A 20,432-nucleotide genomic window follows, 5' to 3' on the forward strand; every position below is an offset into this window, starting at 1 on the left:
GCCGCATAGGCGGCGGGCCGCGTTCACGGCCTCGGACCGCTGGGCGGTCCGCAGGGGCCGCCGATCTGCCGTCCGCGAGGCTAGCGCGCGGTCTTCTGGATGTTCCAGGCGATGATGATGCCCGGCATCGCGAGAACGTTGCTGATGCGCGGCGTTACCGCGCTCGGCAGGTACCACTGCCCGTAGGGGACGTAGGGCACCAGACGGTAGGCGCTGGCGTGCAGCTCCTCCAGGATGCGCTTCCGCTCGGCGGCGTCGGCGGCATAGGGGAAGGCATCGATCAGCGCCTGGTGCGCCGGGTCGCACGGCCAGCCCGGCCAGGCCCGCTCGCAGCTTGCCTGCATCGGCACGTTGCCGACCGGGTCGGACGCGCCGAGCCCGTTCCAGAAGGTCAGGCCGATATGCCAGCCGCCCTCGCTCGGCGGACGACGGTTGGCGCGGCGCCCGGCCATGGACGCGAAGTCGGTGGCCTGCACATCCGTGCGAAAGCCGACCGACTGCATCTGCTGCGCCAGCACCAGCGTCGCGGCATGGACGAAGGGATTGTCGGTCGGGTCCATGATGACGATCGGGCTGCCGTCATAGCCTGATTCGCGCAGCAACTGCCGCGCCCGTTCGCGTGCCGCCGGCGTGCCGAGGCCTTCGGGGACACCGGCATTCGTCTCCTGCGGCGAACCGCAGATGAAGAAGGCGTGGCACACCTGGTACAGCGACGGGTCCGGGAACATCGCCTGGAGGAATTCCTCCTGGTTCACCAGCAGCATCAGCGCTTCCCGCGCGCGCTGGTCGTTGAAGGGCGGGTGGATGTGGTTCATGCGGATCATGCCCGGCGCACCGAGCGTGTTGGTGCGGATGATCTGCATGCCGCGCCGCCGCAGCATCGGCAGGAAGTCCACGCCGGGGCTCTCGACATAGTCGATCTCGCCCTGGATCAGCGCCAGGGCGGAGGTCTGCGCGTTGGCGATGTTCAGCCATTCCACGCGGTCCACATGCGCCACCTTGCCGCCGGCGGTGCCGGAGGCGGGCTCGCTACGCGGCACGTAGTCCGGATTGCGGCGATACACCACCGTGCTGCCCGGCACCCATTCCTCCCGCACGAAGATGAAGGGGCCGCTGCCGATGGTCTCCCGGATGGCCGTGAAGGGGTCTGTGGCTGCGACGCGCGCTGGCATGATGGCGGGCATGTTGCCGGCGGGCTTCGACAGCGCGTCCAGCATTAGGCCGTAGGGCCGGCTCAGCGTCCACGCCACGGTGCGGCCATCGGCCTGTGCTTCCATGGCGGTGGTGATGGCCATGATCTGCCGGCCATGCGGGTCGCGCGCGCCCCAACGCCGCAGGGAGGCAACCACGTCGGTCGCCGTCACGGGCGCGCCGTCGTGGAACTTCAGCCCCTCGCGCAGCGTGAAGCGCCAGACCAGCGCATCGGGCGAGACGCTGTATGCCGACACCATCTGCGGCTGCGGGCGCTGCTGCGCATCGCGGCCGAACAGCTGGTCGTAAATCATGTGCGCATGCGATTGCACCACGCCGGCCGTCGTGTTGATCGGGTCCAGCGTCTGCAGGTCCGCGTTCGGCACCATGCGCAGCACGCGTTCGGGCGGCACGGGCTGCGCCTGGAGCGGCGCCGCGGTCACCCAGGCGGTGAGCGTTACGCCCACGGCGAGCGCGGCAAGGCGGGTGAGCATGGCTGGGAACCCCCGGTGACATTACGATCCGGTATTATGGACTGTTCGCTCCATATCGGGCAAGCTGCCACGGCGCGGCGGAGTCGGCCGCGCGGCGCGCCAGCCAGTTGAAAGGTCCTGCCGCCGATGCCCCGGCCGCGCGAATTCGACGAGGATGGGGTGCTGGAGGCCGCGATGCAGCGGTTCTGGCGCCATGGCTATGCCGCGACGTCCGTGCGCGACCTCGGGCAGGCGATGGGGATCGGCCAGGCGAGCTTCTACAACGCCTTCGGCGACAAGCGCCGGCTGTTCGCACGCTGCCTGGACCGCTACCTCGACATGGGAATGCGGACGCGCATCGCGCGGCTGGAGGCGGAGCTCACGCCACGGCAGGCGATCGAGACGATGCTGCAGGAGATCGTCGCCCGATCGCTGCGCGACAGGCTTGGCTGCCTGCTGGTGAATTCGGCGCTGGAACTGGCGCCACACGACCGCGATGTCGGGCAGGTGGTGACGGCGCGGCTCGCGGAGCTGGAGGGTTTTTTCCGCCGTGCCGCGCAAGCGGGCCAGCGTGCGGGCAGCATCAATGCCGCGCGGGATCCGGCCGACCTCGCGCGGCTGCTGGTGGCCCTGGTGATGGGCCTTCGCGTCCTGTCCCGCGGCCGTCCGGACCGCGCCCTGCTGGAGGGCGCGGTCCGTCAGGGCCTGGTCCTGCTGGACTAGACCCGGCCGGAGCCGGTTCCAGCACCGGGCGCAATCGGCGTCGTGGTGGAACCCGAATGCGTCGCGGTGGGGCTGACATACGGCGTGGCCAGCGATCCGCTACCGGTGGTGCCACCGGGATTGGTATTGCCGGGCGACGTGCCGCCGGCAGACGCCGCACTGGACGTGCCCGCCGTGGCGGACCGGTCCTTCACGGCCTCCTCGGCCTTGCCGATCGCACCATGGGCCTGACCGGCAATGTCCTTCGCCGTCTCGCGCACCGCCTCACGCACCTGCGGCACCAGGCCCGCCGCGGCGCCGCTGACCGCCTCGCGCGCCCGCTCGGCCTGTTCGCCGACCTTCTCGCGCGCCTGCTCATAGCCCTGCTGGGCCATCTCCTGCGCCCGCTCGGCCAGGTCGTCGCGGGTCTCGCCCATCCAACGATCCTCGGTTTCCGTGCCAGGCAACAGCGCACCAATCGCGGCACCAAGGGCGAGGCCGACGGCACCGATCACCAGCGGCTGTTCCTGCATCAGGCGCGACGCACCATGCTGCACGTCGTCCGCGTAGTGGCCGAAGCGGTCGCGGGCATCCTCCGCGTAATGGCCAAGACGGTCCCGCGACTCCCCGACATAGTTGCCGAAGCGGTCGCGCGAGCCGCCGGCGAAGCGCGATGCCCGGTCGCCCGCATGTCGCGCGCCACCGCGCACGGAACCAGCCGCGGATCCGACCGCACCGGCCACGCTGCGATAGGCGGCGCTGGCAGCATCAGCCGCGCTGCTCGCGGCGCTGGCCACACTCTCGCGCACGGCGCTGGCCGCATCGCCCACCGCTTCGCCAGCCCGGCTGGCCGCATCGGAGACGGTGCCAGCCGCACCGGATACAGCCCCCGTCACCGCGCTACCGGCCCCGCTGACCCGCTCGCCGATCCCGCGGGAGGGTGCCTCGTAGACACCGACGCGGCGACCGGAATAGGTGCTGCCGTAGCTGTCGGCGTAGTCGTCCTCGTAGTCGTAGGTCCGCGTCACGCCGCGCCGCCCGGTCTGGTTGCCGGACATCATCAGCCAGCCAATTCCGGCGCCGATCAACAGCAGCGGCAGCGGGTTGTCGCGCACGGAGGCGCCGAGGTTGCGGGTGAATTCCGCGCCGCCGGAACTCCGCGCATAGTCGATTGCCTGCTCGAACAGCTGGCCGGGCGAAGCCTTGTCGCGCAGCTGCTCCAGCGTCTCGGTCAGGTTGGCGCGCGTGGCTTCGACCTCGTTCTCGATCTGCGCGCTGGTGCGGTTGCCGGGATCCGTTGCACTGCTCATCGCACCTGCTCCTTTGCGACCTGGGCGTCCCGCGACAGCTGTTCGGCCGTGCGGTTCGGGACGAGGTTGGCTGTGTTGAGGCGGTTCAGCCCGCTGCGGATCAGCAGGTAGCCGACCAGCGCCGCGAAGACCGCGACGATGAGCTGCGACCAGCCCACCGGGACATCGAAGTAGACCAGCAGCGAAACCAGCGCGAACAGCATCAGGATCAAGGTGCCGAGCAGCATGGCGGCACCCGCGGCGATCGGCGTGATGGCGCCGGCCGCGTGGCCCACCTTCTCGCCCATCTCGGCCCGCGCCAGCTGGATCTCCTGGCGGAACAGCGTGGACATCTGGCCGATGACGGTGCTGAACAGCTCCGGCAGCGAACGGTCATTCGCCGGACGGTCCGCGATGTAGCGCTCCGTGGGTTGTGTCGGTTGATAGTTCTCGGATGGCATGCCCGTATCTCCTCAGCCAGCCCGTTCTGGGAAATCGGTATCGCGCGCCTTGCCACCCGGCCAGGCCGCCGCGCCACCCAGTGATGCGGCGGCAAGCGTTGCCGGGCGTGCCGGCGCGGAGGCATCACCTGTGTGCGTTCCGGCATGCGCATCATTGGCACCCGGCGTCGTCGGCGGAACCCAGCCCGGGGCGCCACCGGCCCCGACGGGACGCTGGCTCACGGCGCCGGCGCGATGGTCGTTGTCATGGTCGACCCGCCGCCCCGTGTAATCCGAGTAGCCACCGGAATACTCGCTTGTGTAGCCGCCGCTGCGGCGGCGGCGAGAGGCATCGGCGGAGCTTTTCGCGAAGCGCACCAGCGCAAAGCCCGCCAGCATCGCGGCGCCGAAGAAGGCGACCGGCTGACGGCGCGCGATGTCCTCGACGCGGCCAAGCAACTCGCCCGGCGTGCTTTCGCGGAGCGTGCGGCCGATGCCCTCCATCGCGTTCGCCGCCTCGTGCACGTAGCGTGCGACCTGCGGCGATGTCTCGCCGAGCTTGTCGGCGGCGCCATGCACGGAACGCGCGACGCTGTCCGCATGCTCCGCCCCGGCTTGCTGCTGCGCCTCGGCGAAGCTCTCGGCGCGCTCGCGCGCGGCACGCACCACTTCGGCGCCTTCCTTCTTGATGTCGCTCGCGACGCCCGCGGCTTCCTCACGGATCGTGCCAGCAGCGGCGCGTGCCTCATCGGCCGTGCGCCGCATGGCGTCGTTGGACTGGCTACCCATGCTGGTGCCGCCCATATGGCCCGGCGTGTTGCCTGCCGGTGTCGGGCCGGTGTGTCCCGGCATTCGCGTGTCGCTCATTTGCCCACCTCGGCTGCTGTTGCTGTGATTTCCTCAGACCGCCCGACTTCGATGAAGTCGCGCCCTCGCCTGTGTTCATTCCAACAGCACACACCCGCAAAGGTTCTTTGCGCATCCGTAGCTTCTCGGCGTTTCGCGATGCAGCATCGCGATCTTGCGCCGGCGGAAAGGCCTGCCACACACGGCGGAGCGCCCGCGTTCAGTCGAACGTCCCGCGCAGCGTGGCGGGTCGCGCAGGAGGATCGCATCATGTCGGACAGCAAGGCCGCTTCCACCAAGGACGAATCAATCTCGATCGCGGTGACTCCGATGCGCAGGACCGCGGAAGGCGTCTGGGAAACCTCCGAACGCCAGGGCGCGCAGTTCTTCCTGGTGGAATTGGTGCAGGACGACGGGGAGGAGGCAGAGGTGGTGGTGGAATGCCGCGACGAGCGTACCGCTGCGCTTGCCGCGCGGGTGGTGGCAGCCAGCCTGGCGGCGCTGGGGCTGGCGGAGGCGGCGGAGGACGGCGCCGTGGTGACCGCCTTCGACGACGACACCGCCGCCATCCTGGCCGACAACCCGACACCCGAGGTTGCAGCCCCGGCCGGTGCCTGGACCGAGGCCCCGGATGAAGACGCCGCGCCGCTGCAATAGGCAGGGCAGGCCTTCCGCCAGGGCAGGCTTTCGCGTGCAGGACGAAGGATGAAGTGCTAGACCGGTCACGTTGCAGACAGGACCGACGATGACCGGAACCGAGACGGTTGAGCCCGAACTCCAGGCGCTCATCCGCTACATCCAGGAAAATCGCGGGGTCGACTTCCGTGGCTACAAGAAGTCCAGTCTGCGGCGGCGGATCCTGCGACGCATGGAGGACGTGGGCATCGAGGGCTTCGGTGCCTACCATGCCTTCCTGGAGAAGCACGCGGGCGAATTCCCGGAACTGCTGAACACCGTCCTCATCAACGTCACCTCCTTCTTCCGGGACACCGAGGCCTGGGACGCACTGCGCACCCAGGTGGTGCCGCGGCTGCGGGAGCGCGCCGGCACCGATGGCCACCTGCGCATCTGGAGCGTCGGCTGCGCCACCGGGGAGGAACCCTACAGCCTGGCCATGGCCTTCGCCGAGGTGTTCGGGGCCGACGTCTGCAACCGCCTGAAGATCTACGCCACCGACCTCGACGAGGACGCGCTCCGCACTGCGCGCCACGCCACCTACGCGCCGCGCGACGTGGAGGGCGTGCCGCCGGAACTGCTGGCCAAGTATTTCGACCGCACGCCGAACCACTATGTTTTCCAGCGCGAGTTGCGGAAATGCGTGATCTTCGGCCGGCACAACGTGGTGCATGACGCGCCGATCATCCGCATCGACCTGCTGGTCTGCCGCAACCTGCTGATCTACCTGGAGACGGAAACCCAGAACCAGGTCCTGCCCCGGCTGCACTACGCCCTGGCCGAGGACGGGCTGAGTTCCTCGGCAAGGCGGAGACCCAGTTGGCGCGGTCGCGGCTGTTCGAGGCGGTCGACCTGAAGCACCGCATCTTCCGCAAGGTGCCGCAAACCTGGCGCCGCAGCATCGGCGGGTCGATCGCCATCGGCGCCAATGGCGCGGCACCGAATACCGCCCGGGTGCCGGCGCTGCACCAGCGACTGCTGGAAGCGATCGCTGACAGCACGGCACAGGCCTACCTCGCGGTGGATGGGGAGGGGCTGCTGGTCTTCGCCAACCCCTCCGCACGCCGCCTGCTGGAGGTGGGCGAAGGCGATGTCGGCCGCCCGTTCCATGACCTTTCGATCTCCTACCGCCCGGCGGAGCTTCGCAGCCGGATCGAGGAAGCCGCCCGCGCCGGCCGCAGCGTCCGCGTGGATCACCAGGAATACCACCGCCCCCCGGCCGAGCCGGTCCGCCTGACCATCGAGGTGACGCCGCTGTTCGGGCGGGAGGGCCAGCAATTCGCGACCCTCATCGGCTTCACCGACACCACCCGCGCCTGGGCCATGCAGCAGGAACTGCAGACAGCACAGGAAACCCTGGAAACCACGGTCGAGGAATTGCAGTCCGCGAACGAGGAGCTGGAGACCACCAACGAGGAACTGCAATCCACCAACGAGGAACTCGAGACCACGAACGAGGAACTCCAGTCCACGAACGAGGAGCTGGAGACGATGAACGAGGAGCTGCAATCCACCAACGACGAGCTGGAGGCGGTGAACGAGGAGCTGCGCCTGCGGCAGGAGGAGAATGCCGAGTATCACCGTTATGCGGAGGGGGTCCTGCGCAGCATGGATGCCGGCATCGTCGTCCTCGATGCGTCCCTGAAGGTGCAATCCTGGAACCGCTGGAACGAGGGTATCTGGGGCCTGCGGGCGGATGAGGTGCAGGGCCAGGATGTGTTCGGGCTCGACATCGGCCTGCCGGTAGACCGGCTGCGCGCCGAAATGCTGCGTGTGCTGGGCGGCGAGGCGGAACATTCCGAGCAGGTGGTGGCGGCGGTCGACCGACGTGGCCGCAGCCTGACCTGCCGCGTCCGCGTCTCACCCCTTCGCTACGAAACCCAGGCGACACAGGGTGTGGTGCTGATCATCGAGGATGTGACCGAGGCGCGGCAGGACCAGGACTACGCCCGGTATCTCGGCCGCATCATCGGGCAGTCCTTGAACGAGGTCTATTTCCTGGACCCGGAGACGCTGCGCTTCCTGCTCGTCAACCACGGCGGCGAACAGAAGCTGGGCCACACGATCGCGCAGTTGCGCCGCATCGCCCTGCCGGATCTTCTGGTCGGCGTCGCCCTGCAGCCCTTCCGCGCCATGCTGGCCCCGGTGCTGGAGGGCAAGCGGCCGGAACTGGTGATCGAGGCGATGATACGCGGCCCGGACGGGCAGGAGCGCGCGGTGGAGTTGTGCCTGCAGCACTTCCCAAAGGAGGACCCGCCAATCCTCATCGCCATGGTGCACGACATCGCGGAGCGGCAGAAACTGGCCTGAGGATTCTGCGGCCTCAGTCGGGCGGCTCCATGCCATCCTGCACGGCCTCCGCCTCCTCGCTGCGCAGGATGCCGATCGCGCTGGAAATAAGGCTTGCGGCGCGCTCCGCCTCCTCCGCCGCCATCTGCCAACGCCGGGAGGCGTGCCGCATGCCACGCTGTTCGGCCTGCTGCCGCATGCGCAGGAACAGTTGCCGGCGGTCGTGATGCGTGCGGATCGCCACCGAAAGCGCCTCCTCCAGCGCTTCCTGCTGCGTCAGGGCAAGGGATTCCGGGCCGAAGGCGTGACCGATCTGGCAACGGAAGCGCGGCAGCTTCTCATCCTCGATCTCGTTCAGCACGCCGCCACAGGCCGGGCAGCTCATCCGGCTCGGCCGGCCGACCGCACCGCTGCTGGGGGGCATGGAGGCGAACTCCTGTTGCGAGATGCGAGCTTCGGCCAGCAGGCGTGGCGAAACGGGAAACGACGCGGCGGCGGCGGTGCGTGCCAGGCGAGACAGCAGCATCGGCAATTCGGCGGCGGGCACGCAATAATCGGGGCTGTCCCCCAGCAGTGCGTTGCGGGGCATGTCCGGCCAGGCAGCATCCTCCGGATCCTGCACCACGCTGATCCCGCCGCAGGCCTTGACCGCCACCAGCCCGGCCGTACCGTCGTCCAGCATGCCGCTCAGCACCACGCCGATCACGCGCGGCCCCCGCGCCACGGCGGCGGACCGGAACAGCGGGTCGATCGCCGGCCGCGTGCGGTTTTCCTGCGGCCCGCGGCGCAGGTTGATGTGTTCGCCATCGGGCGAAACCAGAAGATGCAGGTCGGGCGGCGCCACCACGATGGTGCCGCGGCGGATCGGCGCGCCGTCGACGGCCGGCAGCACCGGCAACCTTCCCGCACGGGCAAGAATTTCCGGCATGGCGCTGCGCGACGTAGGGGAGATATGCTGCACCACGAGGACCGCCGCCGGCAAATCCTCCGGCAGGCCGCGACAGACTCCAGCCAGCGTATCGACCCCGCCGGCTGATGCTCCGATAACGATGGTGTCGTGCTGATCCAGCGAATTCGCTCCAACCTGCAGCCCGCGGTTGAGCCGGCCGAAACTTTCCTGCCGAGAGGCCGCTTGCTTCTATTCCCTATGCCAGGGATGTAACGCTAGATCGTTCAAAAAGTCGCGCAAGCGAGGGACCGCCGGATGACGGACGCGACAGCGATGCGAAATTCAGTCTCGCATCGGGAGGACGAGCTGGAACAATTGCGGGTCGCGCTGGAAGATGCGCGCGAGGAGGCGGCCGACCTCGCCGCCGAGCGGCTGCGCCTGCAGACCGAGCTTGCCGCCTGCACCGATCGGCTACGCGAGGTCGAGGGCCAGTTGGCGCGGCGGGAAGCCGCGGCGGCGGCAGCGCAGGACCGCCTGCGACCTTACCGGCTGGAGCCAGCCACGGTGATTGGCGGCGCGGCCGGGTCGGCCGACCGCGCCATCGAGGCCGCGACCGCCGAGAACCTTCGTGTGGCACTTGAGGAACTGCACGTCATCGCGGAGGAACTGGAGCAGGCAAATGCCGCCTTGGCGGACGCCAACAGCCAGCTCGAACAGCGCGTCGCCGCGCGGACCGCGGAACTGGAGGCCGCGAACACGCGGTTGCGCGAAAGCGAGGAGCGCCTGCGCCTGGCGCAAAGCTATGCCGGCGCGGGTACCTGGGATTGGGACATCAAGAATGACCGGGTGGAGTGGTCGGAGGAGTATTTCGACCTGTACGGCCTGGACCCGGATACCACCAATCCGTCCTACGCCACATGGGCAGCCTCCATCCTGCCGGAGGATCGCGGGGCTGCGGAACTGGCGCTCAGCGCCTGCATCAAGCAGAAGGCGACCGATTTCCACACCGAATACCGCATCATGCACCCGCGCCGGGGCATGCGCTGGCTTTCGGGGCGCGGCCGCATGGTCTTCGACGAAGCCGGGGAGCCGGTGCGCCTGATCGGCCTGAACATGGACATCACCGACCGCAAGACCGCCGAGATGCGGCTGGAGGATGTCAACCGCGGCCTGCGGCGGGAGGTGGAGCAGGAGGTGCGGGCCCGCGAGGCCGCACAGGCGCGCCTGTTCCAGACCCTGAAGCTGGAGGCGCTGGGCCAGTTGACCGGCGGCGTTGCGCACGACTTCAACAATCTTTTGTCTGTCATCACCAGCGGTGTCGCCCTGCTGCGCACCACCAACGACCCGGCGCGGCGCGACAAGCTGGTGGATGCCATGGGCCAGGCCGCCAAGCGCGGTGCGGAGCTGACACGCCGGCTGCTGACCTTCGCCCGGCGCCAGGCGCTGAACGCCGAGCCGCTCGACCTCGCCGGCTGGCTGGTCGAGATGCGCGACCTGCTGTCGCGGACGCTGCGCGGCGACATCACGATCGGGATCGAGGCAGGCCAGGATCTGTGGCCGGTGATGGTGGATTCGGGAGAGCTTGAGCTGGCGCTGCTCAACCTCGCCGTGAATGCGCGGGATGCGATGCCGCGCGGCGGCACGCTGCGCCTGTCCGCCGGGAATGCCACGCTGCGCCGGGCCAGCGACCCCGACCAGCTGGATGGCGATTTCCTGTCGCTGTCCGTGACCGACAGCGGCACCGGCATGACGCAGGAAGTGCTGGCACGCGCCTTCGAGCCCTTCTTCACCACCAAGGAAGCCGGCCGGGGCACCGGGCTGGGCCTGGCGCAGGTCTACGGCTTTGTGCGCCAATCCGGCGGCGCCGCGCGCATCTCGAACGCGGCCGAAGGCGGCACGACGGTGACCCTGCTGCTGCCCCGCGCGAAGCAGGCAATGGCCGGAAGACCCGCCGACCGGGTGGAGCCGCAGGCCATGGCGGCGCCGCTGCGCGTGCTGCTGGTCGAGGATGACGAGGATGTCGCGGCGCTGACCGAGGAGATGCTGCGCCACCTCGGCCACCAGGTCGTCCGCGTCGCCTCCGCCGCCCTGGCGATCGCCGCCGTCAACCGGGGCCCGGCGCCGGACCTGGTGCTGACCGATGTGGTGATGCCGGGCGAGCAGGATGGCCTCGACCTGGCGCGAAGCCTGGGAGCGGAGCGGCCGGACCTGCCGATCCTGCTGTGCAGCGGCTTCAGCGGCGCACCGTTGCGGGTGGCCGCGGCCGGGCTGCCGCTGCTACGCAAGCCGTTCGGGCTGGAGGAATTGCGGCGCGCGCTGCTGCGCGCCGCGGAGGCCAAGCGAGCGGCCTGACGCCTATGTGCCGGTCTGTGCCGCAGGGCGGGCGGAGACCCGCGGCTCCGGCCAGCTCTGCATGTCCCGCGGCGTTTCGAAATCCTGCGCCGCGCCGCGGGCGCGGGCCAGGCCCTGCGGGAAGCCGCTGCGGTCGCCGCGGTGCCGGCGCAACGGCGCGTGGCTGCGCGGCAAGGCGCGTTCGCGGCTGTGCCGGGCCTCCAGCGCCTGCATCGCGACGAAATCCAGAAGCGCGATGCCTCCGACCATGGCCAGCGCCAGCGCCACGTTGTCCCGCTTCAGGCCAGCGCCCCGAACCGCCGCCAGCAGCACCGCGGCATCCACCGCATCGCCAGCCAGACGCGCCCGCATGCCGAGGCCGCGGTCGACGGACAGCGACAGCACGCCACTCGCCACTTCCCGCGCGCCCATGGCCCGCACCAGGTTTTCCTGGCCGCGCATGCCCAGCGCCCGGGTCAGGCGCCGCGGCGCCAGCATCTGGGTGATGCCGAGTCCGATGCTGAACCAGCCCAGCGCACGCGCCAGCCGATCCGCATTGCCGAGGGAGCCCGGGCCGCTGCGCAGGATGCGTGGGTCGCCGCGAGGGCGGGTGCGGTTCGCGAGGGGGTTCATGGCTTCAGCACCACCTTGATGCAGCCGTCCTGCTTGTTGCGGAATACGTTGTACATCTCCGGCCCCTCCTCAAGCCCCACCGTGTGGGTGATGACGAAGGAGGGGTCGAGCTGGCCTTCCTCGATCCGGCGCAGCAGGTCGTCCGTCCAGCGCCGGACGTGGGTCTGGCCCATGCGGAAGGTGAGGCCCTTGTTCATGGCGATGCCCATCGGGAACTTGTCGATGAGCCCGCTGTAGACGCCGGGCACGGACAGGACGCCGCAGGGGCGCGCGACGTAGATCATCTCCCGCAGCACATGCGGGCGATCATTCTCCATCATCACCACCTGCTTGGCGCGGTCGTACAACGTGTCCGGCTGCGCCAGGCCGACATGGCTCTCCATGCCGACGGCGTCGATGCACTTCTCCGGCCCCTTGCCGCCGGTCAGGTCGTTCAGGCGCTCGACGACGCTTTCGGTCTCGAAGTTGATGGTGATGGCGCCGCCGGCGGCGGCCATGCCGAGGCGTTCCGGCAGGCGGTCGATGGCGACGACCTGCTTGGCGCCGAGCAGCACGGCGCTGCGGATCGCCATCTGCCCGACCGGACCGCAGCCCCAGATCGCGACGGTATCCTCCGGCTGGATGTCGCACTGCACGGCGGCCTGCCATCCGGTCGGCAGGATGTCCGACAGGAACAGAGCCTGCTCGTCCGTCATGCCCGACGGCACCTTGATGTGCGTCTCGTCGGCGAAGGGAACGCGCAGGTATTCGGCCTGGCCGCCCGGGTAGCCGCCGGTCAGGTGGGTGTAGCCGAACAGGCCTGCGGGCGCGTGGCCGAACAGCTTTTCGGCCGCTTCCGCCTTGCGGTTGCTGACCTCGCAGGCGGACCAGTTGCCGCGCTTGCATTGCGGACAATTGCCGCAGGTGATGGTGAAGGGCACCACGATGCGGTCGCCCTTCTTCAGCTTGCCCTTCGCCGCCTCGCCTACTTCCACCACCTCGCCCATCGTCTCATGGCCCATGATGTCGCCGGGCATCATGGCGGGGATCATGTTGTGGAACAGATGCAGGTCGCTGCCGCAGATGGCGCAGCTGGTGACCTTGATGATGGCGTCGCGTGGATCCTCGATGGTCGGATCCGTGACGGTGTCGCAGCGGATATCTTCCTTGCCGTGCCAGACGAGGGCTCGCATCAGGTGTTCCCTTCGGATTTCAACGCCGCGTTCAGGATGGAAAGCCGCCACCCGAAGCGGGTTCTGCCGCGACTTGATCACGGTGCCGCGACACGAGGGCGCGGCCAGCGGTGTCCTCGATCGCCGCGACCACCGCACCGGGGGCCGTGTGGTAGATCATGTGCCCGGCGCCCGGCACGATGCGCAGTTCGCTGCCCGGCACCTCCCGGTGCATCCGCCTGGCCTGGCGGCCGAGATCGACGATCCGGTCGCCGTCTCCGGACATGATGAGGACGGGCATCGCAAGCTCGCCGTGGCGGTGTCGCATCGCGAAGGCGCCCGGGATCATCAGCGCGGTGTCCGCGGCACTGGCACGAAGCTGGGAGGGCCGCAGCGCCAGGCCGAAGGGGAAGCCGCGGCGGAAATGCCCGGGTACCCGCGCCGGTGCGAACATCTTCCGCAGCAGCATCGGCAGGATCATCAGGCTCACCAGCGGCGCGATGGTGTAGCGCATCACGTCGCCCAGAACCGGAATGGCGGGGCCGGTGAACAGCACCACGTCCGTGCGCGCCGTCGGCGTGTAGTAGCCGGACAGCAGCACCAGCGCCGCGGCATCGGCGGGATGATCCAGCGCCATGCGCAGCGCCACCAGCGTGCCCCAGGAATGCCCGACCAGGACTGGGCGGTCCACGCCCATGCGGGCCAGGGCGCGATGGATCAGCCGGGCCTGCGCCGCGGCGCTCCACACGCGGCTGCGTGGCCGGTCGCTGTGGCCGAAGCCGGGGCGGTCGATGGCGATCACGTGGTGGCGGCGCGCCAGCGCATCGAACACGCCGCTGAGGACGAAATCCTCCGCCATCGCGCCATTGCCGTGCAGCAGCACCACGGGTGGACCCTCCCCCGCCTCGATCACATGCAGCCGCACGCCATCGACCGTGAGGAAGCGCCCGAGCGGCGGGTTGCGCCTCTCGCTGCGCCGGGCCAGCAGGTGGTTGGCCAGCGCAGCGCCGCCCAGCACGGCGGCGGCACCGGCCAGCCAGGCGCCGGTCGAGGCGGGGCGAGGAGCGGAGAGGCGGGACATGGCCTGGGTTCCGGATTTGCAGACCGCCAACGTGCTGCGGTGCAGCAAGTTGCCCGAAGCCTGGCTGCACCGGTCCGAGGCACTTTCTGGCCGCATCTGCGCGATCATGCAGCGCCGCCGCGCCGCGACCCTCACACGGCCGGCTATCGCGCCGTTGCGCGCGGCCAGCGGCTCGGGCATACCCGCTGCTCCCGCAACTCCGCGCGGGAGAGAGCGGTGCCGTCGCCCTTTGGGCTGGTGGCGCCGCCGCCGAAGGCGCAACCGGCCCCCGGAAACGCTCAGGCAGATAGGGCCGCGCGGGATGCCATCGAAAGGCGGCAACGGGACTCTGGAAAGCTCGCTCCCCGAACGGGGTGCGGCACCGACGGAGTAAGGCTCGCGCCGGTGGCACGGACCGAATCTCTCAGGTCACCGGACAGAGGGGGGCCACGGATTGACCCGGCGCCGCTTTGGCGACGGGAAGCCTTTGGGGGCACCGTGGCCGATACCGAATTGCTCGAGACACCGCTCGCGGCGCTGCATCGCGACCTGGGCGGCCGCATGGTGCCCTTCGCCGGCTACGCGATGCCGGTGCAATACCCTGCCGGGATCATGGCCGAGCACCTGCACACGCGGGCCAGCGCCGGCCTGTTCGACGTGTCCCACATGGGCCAGGCCGAGCTGATCGGTGAAGGCGCCGCGGCGGCGCTGGAGAAGCTGACGCCGGCGGATGTGCAGATATTGAAGCCCGGACGGCAGCGCTACGGGCTGCTGATGACGGAACAGGGCGGCATCCTGGACGATTTCATGGTGGCCAATCGCGGCGACCGGCTGTTCCTGGTGCTCAACGCCTCCCGCAAGCACCTGGACATCCCGGCCATCGAGGCGGTGCTGCCCGCCGGCGTCACGCTGAGGCCGCTGCCCGACCGGGCGCTGATCGCGTTGCAGGGGCCGGCCGCGGTGCCGGCGCTGGCCACGCTGGCGCCCGGCGTCGCCGCCATGAAGTTCATGGATTTCGCCGAGCACGAGATTGCGGGCATCGCCTGCCTGGTCAGCCGCAGCGGCTATACCGGAGAAGACGGCGTCGAGATTTCCGTGCCGGCCGAACAGGCGGAGGCGCTGGCGAAGGCGCTGCTGGCGCTGCCGGGCGTGCTGCCGGCCGGGCTCGGCGCACGCGATTCGCTGCGGCTGGAGGCCGGGCTGTGCCTCTACGGCAATGACCTGGATGAGACCACCAGCCCGGTCGAGGCCAACCTGGTCTGGACCATGGGCAAGCGCCGCCGCACCGCCTGGGATTTCCTTGGCGCCGAACGCTGCCGCGCGGAACTGGACAATGGTCCGTCGCGCCTGCGCGTCGGCATCCAGCCGGAAGGCCGCCAGCCCGCGCGCGGCCACACGCCGGTGCAGCTGGCCGGCGAGACGGTCGGCGAAGTGACCTCCGGCGGCTTCGGCCCCTCCGTCAACGCGCCGGTCGCCATGGGCTATGTCGCGCGCGACGCGGCGACCGATGGCACGGCCATCGCGCTTTCGGTGCGCGGCAAGGCGCTGCCCGCCCGCATCTGCCCCCTGCCCTTCACCCCCCACCGCTACGCCCGCTGAGAAGGATTTCCGACATGGCCGAATTGCGATTCACCAAGGACCATGAATGGGTGCGGCTGGAGGGCGATGTCGCCACCGTCGGCATCACCGACCATGCGCAGAACGCGCTGGGCGACGTGGTGTTCGTCGACCTGCCGGAAGCCGGGCGCGAGGTGACGGAAGGAGAGGCGATCGCCGTGGTCGAGAGCGTCAAGGCGGCCTCCGACGTCTATGCCCCGGTCGCCGGCAAGGTGGTCGAGACCAACGCGGCGCTGACGGAAAACCCGGCGCTGATCAACAGCGCGCCGACCGGCGAGGGCTGGTTCTTCAAGCTGTCGGGTGTCGATGCCGCGACCGTCGCCGGGCTGATGGACGAAGCCGCTTACGCCGCCTTCGTGGACGAACTGGCATGAGCGCGATCGCAGAGCTTTCCAAGCTGGAGGACAAGGGCGAATTTGCCCGCCGGCATATCGGCCCGTCCGACTCCGAGATCGCAGCCATGCTGAAGGTGGTCGGCGCCGAGAGCCTGGAGGCGCTGGCCGCGCGCACCGTGCCGGCCGACATCCGCAGCAACACGCCGCTGCCGCTGCCGCCCGCGGCGACCGAGGCCGAGGCGATCGCCGAGTTGCGCGCGCTGGCCGGGAAGAACCGGGCCGACATCAAGTCGCTGATCGGCCTCGGCTACCACGGCACGCTGACGCCGCCCGTCATCCTGCGCAACGTGCTGGAGAATCCGGGCTGGTACACGGCGTACACGCCGTACCAGGCCGAGCTTGCCCAGGGCCGGCTGGAAGCGCTGCTGAATTTCCAGACCGTGGTGACGGATCTGGCGGGCCTGCCAGTCGCGAACGCCTCGCTGCTCGACGAGGCGACCGCGGCCGCCGAGGCGATGGCCCTCGCCCACGCCGCCACACGCGGCAAATCCGACACGATCGTCATCGCATCCGACGTGCTGCCGCAGACCCGCGCCGTGGTCGCCGCACGGGCGGAGCCGCTCGGTTTCCGCGTGCTGATCGCGAAGCCCGCCGACGTGGTCGCGACGGTGAAGGCGGAAAAGCCGTTCTGCCTGCTGCTGCAATATCCCGGCGCCACCGGCGAGGTGCGCGACCTGACGCGCGAGATCGCCGCGGTGCATGAGGCGAACGGCCTCGCCGTCGTCGCCGCCGATCCGCTGTCGCTGGTGCTGCTGAAGCCGCCGGGCGAGATGGGCGCGGATGTCGTCGTCGGCTCGACGCAGCGCTTCGGCGTGCCGATGGGCTATGGCGGGCCGCATGCCGGCTACATGGCGGTGAAGGATGCGCATAAGCGGCTGATGCCGGGCCGCCTCGTCGGCGTCTCGCTCGACGCCGCCGGGCATCCTGCGATGCGGCTGGCCCTGCAGACTCGCGAGCAGCACATCCGCCGTGAGAAGGCGACGAGCAACATCTGCACCGCACAGGTGCTGCTCGCGGTGATGGCCAGCATGTACGCCGTGTGGCACGGGCCGGAGGGCCTGACCCGCATCGCCAGGCGCGTGGCGTTGCAGGCGCGGCTGCTGGCGGGGGCGGCGAAGCGCGCCGGCTTCGGCCTGCGCCACCGCGACATCTTCGACACCATCTGCATCGAGGCCGGCGCGAAGTCGGAGGCGCTGGTCGCCGCCGCCCTGAAGCGCGGCTTCAACCTGGCGCGCCACGAGGGCGGCGGCGTCGGCATCGCCTGCGACGAGACGGTGACCCGGGAGAACCTGCTGGCGCTGCTGGATGCGATCGGCGAGGCCGCCGGCATGGCGGCGCCGCAGCTCGACGGCATCGACCCGGAGGGCGGCATCCCCAACGCGCTCGGCCGCGGCAGCGCCTTCCTGACGGCCGAGGTGTTCCGCAGCCATCACGCCGAACACGCGATGCTGCGCTACCTGAAGAAGCTGGAAGACAAGGACGTCGCGCTGAACCGCAGCATGATCCCGCTGGGGTCCTGCACGATGAAGCTGAACGCGACGGCGGAGATGATCCCCGTCACCTTCCCCGGCTTCGGCAACATCCATCCCTTCGCGCCGATCGACCAGGCGACCGGCTACCTGGAGATGATCCGGCGGCTGGAATCCTGGCTCTGCGCCGTCACCGGTTTCGCCGCGGTATCCTTGCAGCCGAATGCCGGCAGCGCGGGCGAATATGCCGGGCTGCTGGCGATCCGCGGCTGGCACCGCGCGCGCGGCGACATGGCCCGCGACATCTGCCTGATCCCGTCCTCCGCGCATGGCACCAACCCGGCCTCCGCCGTGATGGCGGGGATGAAGGTGGTGGTGGTGGGCTGCGACCGCGACGGCAACGTGGATCTCGCGGACCTGCGCGCCAAGGCGGACCAGTATGCGGACCGCCTCGCCGCGCTGATGGTCACCTATCCCTCGACGCATGGCGTGTTCGAGGAGGCGATCCGGGAGATCTGCGCGCTGATCCATGAGAAGGGCGGCCAGGTCTACATGGATGGCGCCAACATGAACGCGCAGGTCGGGCTGACCTCGCCCGCCGCGATCGGTGCCGACGTCTGCCACCTGAACCTGCACAAGACCTTCTGCATTCCACATGGCGGCGGCGGGCCGGGCGTGGGTCCGATCGGCGTCGCGGCGCACCTGGCACCCTTCCTGCCGGCGCATCCGATGCTGGCGGAGGCCGGGCCGCAGGCGACAAGCCATGGGCCGGTCGCCGCGGCGCCCTTCGGCAGCGCCTCCATCCTGCCGATTTCCTACGCCTATATCCGCATGATGGGGCCGGATGGGCTGAAGCGCGCGACGGAGGTCGCCATCCTCAACGCCAACTACATGGCGGCGAAGCTGTCGGAGCATTTCCCGGTGCTCTACCGCGGCCGCCAGGGGATGGTGGCGCATGAGTGCATCCTGGATTGCCGCGGCTTCCAGCAGAATGGCGGCGCCTCGGTCGAGGACATCGCCAAGCGCCTGCAGGATTACGGCTTCCACGCGCCGACCATGTCCTGGCCCGTCACCGGCACGCTGATGGTAGAGCCGACCGAGTCCGAGACGATGGCCGAACTCGACCGCTTCATCGCCGCCATGGTCTCGATCCGCGGCGAGATCCGCGCCATCGAGCAGGGCCGGATGGACCGTGCCGACAACCCGCTGAAGAACGCGCCGCACACCGCGGCGGAAGTCATGGCCAACGAGTGGACCCACCCCTACACGCGGGAGGAAGCCGCCTTCCCGCTGCCCTACGTGGCGCGCCAGAAGTACTGGCCGCCGGTGAAGCGGGTGGACAACGTGCATGGCGACCGCAACTTGGTCTGCACCTGTGCGCCGCTCGAGGCCTACGCGCAGGCCGCCGAGTGAACGAGGTCTTTGCCCGCGCCGCGGAGATCGGCGCGCGGCTGAAGGCGCGCGGGGAAACGGTTGGCGTGGCCGAATCCTCCGCCGGCGGCCTGGTCTCGACAGGGTTGCTCGCCATGCCGGGGGCAAGCGCCTATTTCGTCGGCGGCGCCGTGGTCTACACGGCGCAGGCGCGCGGTGCGCTGCTCGGCATCACGGCAGCCGAGATGGCCGGCCTGCGATCCTCCTCCGAGCCCTACGCCTTGCTGCTGGCGCGGACGGTGCGGGCGCGCTTCGGCACGGATTGGGGCATTGCCGAGACTGGCGCGGCGGGTCCGGCCGGCAACCGCTACGGCGACGCGGCGGGGCATAGCTGTCTCGCCATCAGCGGCCCCGTCGAACGGGTGGTGACGCTGGAGACCGGCAGCACTGACCGGGAGGCCAACATGCGGGCCTTCACCCTGGCGCTGCTGGACCTGTTCGGCCACGCGCTGGACGGCTAGGCCGGGATTGGCACCCGGCCTGCCAAGGGGTCCAGCAGGCTCTCGATCTGCGCCGATTCCGCCCATTCCAGCGCCACGGTCACCACCGTGACGCGGGACCGGAACTGCGGCGGAATGCGGACGAAGTCCTTTTTCGTCGTTACCGGCAGCGCGCGCAGCGAATCGGCCTGGGCCAGCAGGTCCTGCATGTCCCCGGCATCGAAGGGATAGTGGTCGGCGAAGGCTTCCCGGCCTGCCAGCACCGCCCCGGCCATCTGCAGGGTCGAGAAGAACTTGCGCGGGTTGGCTATGCCGCAGAAGGCGAAGACCGGCTGCCCGGCCAGCATCGCAGCCTCCGGCCCCGGCACCAGGCGCGCATGCAGCACGCGCAGGTTGCGCGGCAACTGGTCGAGCGCGCCGGTTTCATCCTCCCCGATCAGCACGGCGGCGTGGCTGCGGGCGGCGGCGGCGGCGACGGGCTCGCGCAGCGGCCCGCTCGGAATCACCCGGCCATTGCCGAAGCCGAAGCTGCCGTCGATGACCAGCAGCGACAGATCCTTGTGCAGGCCCGGGTTCTGCAACCCATCATCCATCACCAGCGCCTGCGCATTGGCGGCGATCGCCGCCTGCGCGCCGAGCGCACGGTCCGCGGAAACCCAGGTCGGCCGCACATCGGCCAGCAGCAGCGCCTCGTCGCCCACCATGGTGCTGTCATGCGTGGCGGGGTCGACCCTCAGGGGGCCCTTCTGGGTGCCGCCATAGCCGCGCAGCAGGAAATGCGCGGCGACGCCGCGATCCGCAAGCCGGCGGCCGAGATCCATGGCGACAGTGGTCTTGCCGGCACCGCCCGCGGTCGCATTGCCGCAGCAGATGACCGGAATCGGCGCCTGCCAGCCGGGGCGCGCCATGCGGCGGGCGGTGGCCTGCGCGTACAGCGCGGAGAAGGGGGACAGCAGCAGGGGCATGACCCCCCCACTGCCCGCCCAGAAGGCGGGTGCTCGCATCAGGCCTCGACCATGTTGTTCCGTTCAGACCCCCGCCGTCCCGACAACACGACCCGAGGGGCGCGCATGGCCGGGCAGGACCGCATCCGCCCGATCTCGGGCGCCGT

Annotated in this window: 18 protein-coding genes and 2 riboswitches; of the genes, 9 read left to right on the forward strand and 9 right to left on the reverse strand. The window is 70.0% G+C overall.

Annotated elements, in window-relative coordinates; all coding sequences use genetic code 11:
- Window positions 1-80: 80 nt before the first annotated feature.
- Window positions 81-1,685 (reverse strand): ABC transporter substrate-binding protein, encoded by a 1,605-nt coding sequence (locus ACLF3G_RS17795; RefSeq protein ID WP_430670751.1) that lies wholly within the window; start codon window positions 1,683-1,685, stop codon window positions 81-83.
- Between the two features lie 126 nt (window positions 1,686-1,811).
- On the opposite strand from ACLF3G_RS17795, the gene ACLF3G_RS17800 reads away from it, so the two are divergent.
- On the forward strand, window positions 1,812-2,387 hold the full coding sequence (locus ACLF3G_RS17800; RefSeq protein ID WP_430670752.1) for a TetR/AcrR family transcriptional regulator: 576 nt from the start codon (window positions 1,812-1,814) through the stop codon (window positions 2,385-2,387).
- On the opposite strand, the gene ACLF3G_RS17805 is transcribed toward ACLF3G_RS17800, so the two are convergent.
- Genes ACLF3G_RS17805 through ACLF3G_RS17815 form a run of 3 tightly spaced genes read right to left on the reverse strand, consistent with a single transcriptional unit; the run spans window position 2,384 to window position 4,962 of the window.
- The gene (locus ACLF3G_RS17805) at window positions 2,384-3,676 is read right to left on the reverse strand and encodes a DUF3618 domain-containing protein (protein WP_430670753.1); all 1,293 of its coding nucleotides are present in this window, start codon (window positions 3,674-3,676) and stop codon (window positions 2,384-2,386) included. The genes ACLF3G_RS17800 and ACLF3G_RS17805 overlap by 4 nt on opposite strands.
- A complete protein-coding gene (locus ACLF3G_RS17810) occupies window positions 3,673-4,116 on the reverse strand; it encodes a phage holin family protein (protein ID WP_430670754.1) in 444 nt (147 codons plus the stop codon). The genes ACLF3G_RS17805 and ACLF3G_RS17810 overlap by 4 nt, the downstream gene beginning before the upstream one ends.
- 12 nt (window positions 4,117-4,128) lie before the next feature.
- Window positions 4,129-4,962, reverse strand: a complete 834-nt coding sequence (locus ACLF3G_RS17815; protein WP_430670755.1) for a hypothetical protein — start codon at window positions 4,960-4,962, stop codon at window positions 4,129-4,131.
- 249 nt (window positions 4,963-5,211) lie between these two features.
- On the opposite strand from ACLF3G_RS17815, the gene ACLF3G_RS17820 reads away from it, so the two are divergent.
- From ACLF3G_RS17820 to ACLF3G_RS17830, 3 genes are all read left to right on the forward strand, one after another.
- Window positions 5,212-5,598, forward strand: a complete 387-nt coding sequence (locus tag ACLF3G_RS17820; RefSeq protein ID WP_430670756.1) for a hypothetical protein — start codon at window positions 5,212-5,214, stop codon at window positions 5,596-5,598.
- An 88-nt stretch (window positions 5,599-5,686) separates the two neighbouring features.
- Window positions 5,687-6,472, forward strand: a complete 786-nt coding sequence (locus ACLF3G_RS17825; RefSeq protein WP_430670757.1) for a CheR family methyltransferase — start codon at window positions 5,687-5,689, stop codon at window positions 6,470-6,472.
- Entirely contained in the window at window positions 6,436-7,926 is a 1,491-nt protein-coding gene (locus tag ACLF3G_RS17830; protein ID WP_430670758.1) for a PAS domain S-box protein, read from the forward strand. Before ACLF3G_RS17825 ends, ACLF3G_RS17830 begins: the two co-directional genes overlap by 37 nt.
- A 13-nt stretch (window positions 7,927-7,939) precedes the next feature.
- Here ACLF3G_RS17830 and ACLF3G_RS17835 read toward each other — a convergent pair whose 3' ends face one another.
- The gene (locus tag ACLF3G_RS17835; protein WP_430670864.1) at window positions 7,940-8,995 is read right to left on the reverse strand and encodes a chemotaxis protein CheB; all 1,056 of its coding nucleotides are present in this window, start codon (window positions 8,993-8,995) and stop codon (window positions 7,940-7,942) included.
- Between the two features lie 114 nt (window positions 8,996-9,109).
- On the opposite strand from ACLF3G_RS17835, the gene ACLF3G_RS17840 reads away from it, so the two are divergent.
- On the forward strand, window positions 9,110-11,146 hold the full coding sequence (locus ACLF3G_RS17840) for a PAS domain-containing protein (RefSeq protein ID WP_430670759.1): 2,037 nt from the start codon (window positions 9,110-9,112) through the stop codon (window positions 11,144-11,146).
- 3 nt (window positions 11,147-11,149) lie between these two features.
- Here ACLF3G_RS17840 and ACLF3G_RS17845 read toward each other — a convergent pair whose 3' ends face one another.
- The 3 genes from ACLF3G_RS17845 to ACLF3G_RS17855 are packed head-to-tail and all read right to left on the reverse strand — an operon-like array spanning window position 11,150 to window position 13,990.
- Window positions 11,150-11,758: a hypothetical protein gene (locus ACLF3G_RS17845; RefSeq protein ID WP_430670760.1), complete on the reverse strand. Its 609-nt coding sequence runs from the start codon at window positions 11,756-11,758 to the stop codon at window positions 11,150-11,152.
- A complete protein-coding gene (locus tag ACLF3G_RS17850; RefSeq protein ID WP_430670761.1) occupies window positions 11,755-12,930 on the reverse strand; it encodes a zinc-dependent alcohol dehydrogenase in 1,176 nt (391 codons plus the stop codon). The genes ACLF3G_RS17845 and ACLF3G_RS17850 overlap by 4 nt, the downstream gene beginning before the upstream one ends.
- 31 nt (window positions 12,931-12,961) lie before the next feature.
- A complete protein-coding gene (locus ACLF3G_RS17855; protein WP_430670762.1) occupies window positions 12,962-13,990 on the reverse strand; it encodes an alpha/beta fold hydrolase in 1,029 nt (342 codons plus the stop codon).
- A 194-nt stretch (window positions 13,991-14,184) separates the two neighbouring features.
- A riboswitch (glycine riboswitch) is annotated at window positions 14,185-14,295 on the forward strand.
- 13 nt (window positions 14,296-14,308) lie between these two features.
- Window positions 14,309-14,419, forward strand: a riboswitch (glycine riboswitch).
- Between the two features lie 48 nt (window positions 14,420-14,467).
- On the opposite strand from ACLF3G_RS17855, the gene gcvT reads away from it, so the two are divergent.
- The 4 genes from gcvT to ACLF3G_RS17875 are packed head-to-tail and all read left to right on the forward strand — an operon-like array spanning window position 14,468 to window position 19,342.
- Window positions 14,468-15,568, forward strand: a complete 1,101-nt coding sequence (gcvT, locus tag ACLF3G_RS17860; RefSeq protein ID WP_430670763.1) for a glycine cleavage system aminomethyltransferase GcvT — start codon at window positions 14,468-14,470, stop codon at window positions 15,566-15,568.
- A gap of 14 nt (window positions 15,569-15,582) precedes the next feature.
- Window positions 15,583-15,960: a glycine cleavage system protein GcvH gene (gcvH, locus tag ACLF3G_RS17865; RefSeq protein WP_430670764.1), complete on the forward strand. Its 378-nt coding sequence runs from the start codon at window positions 15,583-15,585 to the stop codon at window positions 15,958-15,960.
- Entirely contained in the window at window positions 15,957-18,863 is a 2,907-nt protein-coding gene (gene gcvP, locus ACLF3G_RS17870; RefSeq protein WP_430670765.1) for an aminomethyl-transferring glycine dehydrogenase, read from the forward strand. Before gcvH ends, gcvP begins: the two co-directional genes overlap by 4 nt.
- Window positions 18,860-19,342, forward strand: coding sequence for a CinA family protein (locus ACLF3G_RS17875; RefSeq protein WP_430670766.1), 483 nt, complete (start codon window positions 18,860-18,862; stop codon window positions 19,340-19,342). Before gcvP ends, ACLF3G_RS17875 begins: the two co-directional genes overlap by 4 nt.
- Here the strand turns inward: ACLF3G_RS17875 and lpxK are convergent.
- A complete protein-coding gene (gene lpxK, locus ACLF3G_RS17880; RefSeq protein WP_430670767.1) occupies window positions 19,339-20,325 on the reverse strand; it encodes a tetraacyldisaccharide 4'-kinase in 987 nt (328 codons plus the stop codon). The two genes, ACLF3G_RS17875 and lpxK, sit on opposite strands and share 4 nt — an antisense overlap.
- Between the last annotated feature and the right edge of the window lie 107 nt (window positions 20,326-20,432).

The sequence above is a fragment of the Falsiroseomonas sp. HC035 genome (genome assembly GCF_050563525.1).
GTDB lineage: Bacteria > Pseudomonadota > Alphaproteobacteria > Acetobacterales > Acetobacteraceae > Falsiroseomonas.